The sequence below is a fragment of the Tamlana crocina genome (genome assembly GCF_012037625.1).
In genome coordinates, this window is record NZ_JAAVJS010000418.1 from 1 (window position 1) to 384 (window position 384).

Annotated in this window: 1 protein-coding gene; it reads right to left on the reverse strand. The window is 41.4% G+C overall.

What is annotated here, in order from left to right; all coding sequences use genetic code 11:
- Positions 1 to 179: 179 nt before the first annotated feature.
- Positions 180 to 384: hypothetical protein (locus tag HC176_RS17385; RefSeq protein WP_209309788.1), on the reverse strand; the 205-nt coding region annotated here is incomplete at its 5' end.

Genomic DNA, 384 nt, shown 5'->3' on the forward strand with positions numbered 1-384 from the left:
CTGTCCTGGCGGACATCTCCCCTGAAGGGGAGAAAACTTCCGACTCTCCAGAAGGCTTCTTGTTGTTGAAATAAAAGGAGTTGAACCTTTTCTACCTGTGCCCTACCCGGGATTTCTTTTTCTATATACACCGTAGCTTTAGCGCAGGTGTACAATATGTTTTATGAACTTGTCGGCCTTTAGGCCTGACCTACCGCTCTTGTTCTAAGCGGCTGCAAATGTAAAGCCTTTTTCCAATCTGGCAAGAAAAAAAATAATTTTTTTTCTAAAGCTTTAAAAATCACCCGGAAATCACTTCGTCGATCTTCCTTCGCTAAAGCTTCGGGAGATGATGAAAAATCGGGAGGCAAACTTACAACCTTTAATCCCAATTTTAAAAACTTT